This is a genomic window from Holdemanella hominis (assembly GCF_014306155.1).
GTDB lineage: Bacteria > Bacillota_I > Bacilli_A > Erysipelotrichales > Erysipelotrichaceae > Holdemanella > Holdemanella hominis.
Window position 1 is genome coordinate 1 of the sequence record NZ_JACRWH010000086.1, and the last position, 4,661, is coordinate 4,661.

Annotated in this window: 3 protein-coding genes; 1 reads left to right on the forward strand and 2 read right to left on the reverse strand. The window is 31.2% G+C overall.

The genetic code is table 11. The features are described from left to right. The first annotated feature begins 1,200 nt into the window (after positions 1-1,200). A complete protein-coding gene (locus H8911_RS11690) occupies positions 1,201-2,142 on the forward strand; it encodes a M28 family metallopeptidase (RefSeq protein WP_186999782.1) in 942 nt (313 codons plus the stop codon). 951 nt (positions 2,143-3,093) lie between these two features. Here the strand turns inward: H8911_RS11690 and H8911_RS11695 are convergent. Both H8911_RS11695 and H8911_RS11700 read right to left on the reverse strand, forming a co-directional pair. After that, positions 3,094-3,351, reverse strand: a complete 258-nt coding sequence (locus tag H8911_RS11695; protein ID WP_369410307.1) for a response regulator — start codon at positions 3,349-3,351, stop codon at positions 3,094-3,096. Between the two features lie 12 nt (positions 3,352-3,363). Next, positions 3,364-4,386, reverse strand: coding sequence for a sensor histidine kinase (locus H8911_RS11700; RefSeq protein ID WP_186999783.1), 1,023 nt, complete (start codon positions 4,384-4,386; stop codon positions 3,364-3,366). Between the last annotated feature and the right edge of the window lie 275 nt (positions 4,387-4,661).

Below are 4,661 nucleotides of genomic sequence, written 5' to 3' on the forward strand. Positions count from 1 at the left end.
CTTTTCATAGTGACCTCCTATTGTGTTATGGCATCGACACCATAAGTGTTTTTAATCAATTCAATTATGAGTCGTAATCCACGTATTGACAATAGGAGGTCACTTCATATTATCTCATTTAAAGATTTTCCATTCGTAAATTGGATGAAAGTATACTCAAGCATCCATAAAGACTTAGAAGAATAATCATAAGTATCAAAAACAAGATACTCGTCTTTACTTTCTTTCTCGTGATATATGCATAAGCATTATGTATCAAAAAAAACAACTCCTTATCCAAAAACATTCTTTCATCATTTATGAAATGTTTATGAAATAAAGTCACGAATTTAAAAAAATATATTCTTGCATAAAGCCAAATAGAAAAACCACTGGATACAGTGGTTTTTCTGTATTTTTCTAATGTAAAGACACTAGTTTAATCCTTTGCGTTTGGTGAACTAGTGTCTTTTACATTTTTCTATAATCAATAATGTAATTTTTAGTAATTCAACTAAAGCCAATATACACATGGCAACATCAATGTACAGATAAATATACATAGAACACGTCCTCCTACAAAATCGGAATCTTTAAGAACTCAAGATATCATCCTTTTCATTCCAAGGGTAGCCATACTACATCCAGTCGCCAACCCCTATTATGAATCAATTTCAATTGTTTCTATTTCAGTGAATTAGACAAGATTAGTCTTGACTTTTATATATATCAATTGTTTAATAATCATACAGAAAGACTACTGGATACAGTGGATCCTCTGAATTATTTTATGTCGAAAGGCACTAGTTTAATCCTTTGGGGAAGGTGAACTAGTGTCTTTTACATTTTTCTATAATCAATAATGTAATTTTTAGTAATTCAACTAAAGCCAATATACTCATGGCAACATCAATGTACAGATAAATATACATAGAACACGTCCTCCTACAAAATCGGAATCTTTAAGAACTCAAGATATCATCCTTTTAATTCAGAGGGTTCACCATTACTACATCCAGTAGTCAATTCCTATTATAAAGACTCAATGTGAAAACATTATTAACTCCAAGCATTTTGTTGAGAATGATCCTATCTTGTCTAAATCGCCTTATTTTCATCAAATTAGATAGATTCGTCTTGACTTTTTCGAAGTACATTTTATAAAAAAACGAAAACCATTCACATTATGATATAATATATACAACTAAGGGAGAAATAAGAATGAATGAAACGAGTCGCAGAATTCTTGATCACTTTCAAGTTCGAAAAACAAAAAAACAAAAAGAGGAATTTCGTAAATATATAATTCATGAACTTAATCAATATGGGTATTGCCCTAGTATTCAACATAAAGGGATAAATAATAATATAATTATCGGTAATATAGAGAAAGCTAAGATATTTTGTACAGCTCACTATGATACACAGGCGGTCTTACCATTTCCCAATTTAATTGTGCCTAATAATTTGTTTGGTCTGATTTTATCACAATTAGCCATTATTATTTGTGTATTAATTCTTATATTCTTTATGAACATCGTTCTTATTCAATTGTTTGTTTGGATAGGTCTATTTAAGAATATTGAGCTTAATATTGCTTCTTCTATTTCATGGTTAATTATAATGATTTGGATGTTGCTTGGAAAAGCAAATAAACACACTGCAAATGATAATACAAGTGGTATCATTACAATCATTGAATCAGCCATCAAATTACCAGAAGATTTAAGAGATGAAGTATGTTTTGTGTTATTTGACAACGAAGAACTAGGTTTATTAGGCTCTTCTGCTTTTGCGAAAGAATATAAAGAATATCTAAAGAATAAACTTATCATTAATTTTGATTGTGTATCCGACGGCAATGATATATTTTTCTTTCCAACGAAACAAATTAAAAATGATCAATCAAAACATGAAAATATTATAAATGCATTTGCATCAACAGATTATATAAGAGTTCACATCAACAAAGGATTTGGATTCTATCCATCCGACAACTTTAGCTTTAAATATGCATATGGAGTTTGCAGCCTTAAGAAAGGTTTGTTCTATTATCTTGATCGAATACATACTTCTAGAGATATAATTTTCAATGAAGAAAATATCGAACTATTAAGCGATGGTGTATGCAAGCTTATCAAAACAACCCATACATCCAGATGATTATTACAACATAATCCATTCATTTGCATGAAATCAATTTAACAACTATAATACAAATACAGAAAGACGACTGGATACAGTGGTTCCTCTGAATTATTCTAATGTATAGACACTAGTAATCCATTGGAGAGGGTGAACTAGTGTCTTTTACATTTTTCTATAATAATCAATGCGATTTTTAACAATTCAACTAAAGCCATTAAACACAAAAGCAACATCAATGTACAGATAAATATACATAGAACACGTCCTTGTACAAAATCAGAATCTTTGAGAATTCAAGATGTTATCCTTTTTATTCCAAGGGTAGCCGTTACTACATCCGGTTACAATTTCTTTTGTTCCTATTTTATATAAAACGACTTATTTTAGATAAAGTTAGCCTTGACTTTTATATATATCAATTGTTTAATAATCATACAGAAAGACCACTGGATACAGTGGTTCCTCTGAATTATTTTAGTATAAAGACACTAGTAATCCATTGGAGAGGGTGAACTAGTGTCTTTTACATTTTTCTATAATAATCAATGCGATTTTTAGCAATTCAACTAAAGCCAAGATAGTCATGGCAACATCAATGTACAGATAAATATACATAAAACACGTCCTCCTACATAATCGGAATCATCGAGAACTCAAGAAATCATCCTTTTAATTCAGAGGGTTCACCGTTACTACATCCAGTAGCCAATTCTTATTATAAATGTCCAATGTGAAAACATTATTAACTCCAAGCATGTTGTTGCGAATAATCCTATCTTATCTAAATCGCATTATTTTCGTTGAATTAGATACGGTTTTAACATCTAAACTAACACAAAATCAATTATTTACACAACATAAGATAAATGAACCCTCAACTAAGAGGATCCTTCTTACTCAATACCTGTTTTAAAACTTCTTCCATTTTTTGAAAGTCAATTGGTTTCGTTATATAATCATTCATCTTTACATCAAATGCTTTTTTCTTTCTTCCTCAAACGCATTGGCAGACATAGCTATAATTGGAATATTGGCCTTTTCAGGTTGTGAAAGATGTCGAATGCAATCTGTTGCCTTATAGCCATCCATATTTGGCATTTGAATATCCATTAAAATCAAATCGTATGTATTGGCTGGTTGATGTTGCATTTCATTCACACAAAGAATTCCGTCTTCTACAGCTTTAACTTCAAAACCCATTTCACTAAGAATTATAGTTGTGATTTCAGCATTAAATTAATTATCTTCGGCCAATAAAATTTTTTTACCCTTAAAATCAATATCAAACTCATTGGAAGATTCAATATTTCTATTCGTATAATCTTTATACGCAATCTTATGTGGAATGGTAATCGTAAAAGTACTGCCCTTACCAAGTTCACTCTCTACTTCGATGCTGCCATTCATGAAGTCCACAAGGTTTTTGACAATAGCCATACCAAGTCCAGTACCTGGAATTTTAGATAGAGTCGTATTTCTTTCACGTGTAAATAATTCAAATAAGGACGGCAAGAATTCTTCACTCATTCCAATACCTGTATCCGATACTTTTATTTGAATTAAAGTATAGCCTTCTTTATCATAAGGAATTTCTCTTGTATCAATTGTTACCTTGCCACCAGCAGATGTATATTTGATCGCATTACTGATTAGATTGGACAGAATTTCCTGCATCTTTGTAGAATCGGTAATAATATGTTTGTGTTCGACATTCACAATTTTGTTTAATTCAATATTCTTTCTAGAAGCCTCTGCTGCAAATGCACCACAAACAAGTTGAGTAATATTCCCCACTACTTCATAATTTTCATCCAATTCCATCTTACCACTTTCAACACGAGCCATATCCAATACATTATTAATAATTGAAAGTAATAATTGACTCGATTGTTCAATCATTTCTTGATAATGAACGAGTTTAGGATTTGTTAATTCTTTCTTCATTAATTGTGAATATCCCAAAATCGCATTCATCGGTGTATGAATATCATGTGACATATTAAATAAGAATATGGACTTGGCCTCATTGGCCTTTTCAGCCTTGATTTTTTCTTGGCGTAAAGCCTCTTCCTGTTCTAACTCACGCTTCTTTTCTTCCGTAAAATCACGATTTGCAAGCAATACACTCACAACACGACCGTTCTCATCATATTTTTGGGGTACAATCATCGAAAGAATCCAAGTTCCATCTGTCCTTTCACACGAATGGAATAAGGAATTCTTTCCTTCAAGACGTTTTGCGATGGTCTGGGTAACCAATTTTAATTAGGGTCATTATTTTTGGGGTCTATTTTAGGGTCAATTTTAGGGGCGACTTTTGGGGTCTCCAAATTGGCTCTTTTTTCTTTCCTTTTTTTGACATGAACAACTATCTCTTTACCTGTTTTTCTATATTTGTTTATTGGTAATTGGTACTACGTCAAGAAAAAGGACTCATAAAATAGATAAATTTTAAATTCTAATGTTTTGAATAATAATTATTCTCATATTGATTTGGTGATTCATAACCGCAATGGCTATGGATTCGTATCGTG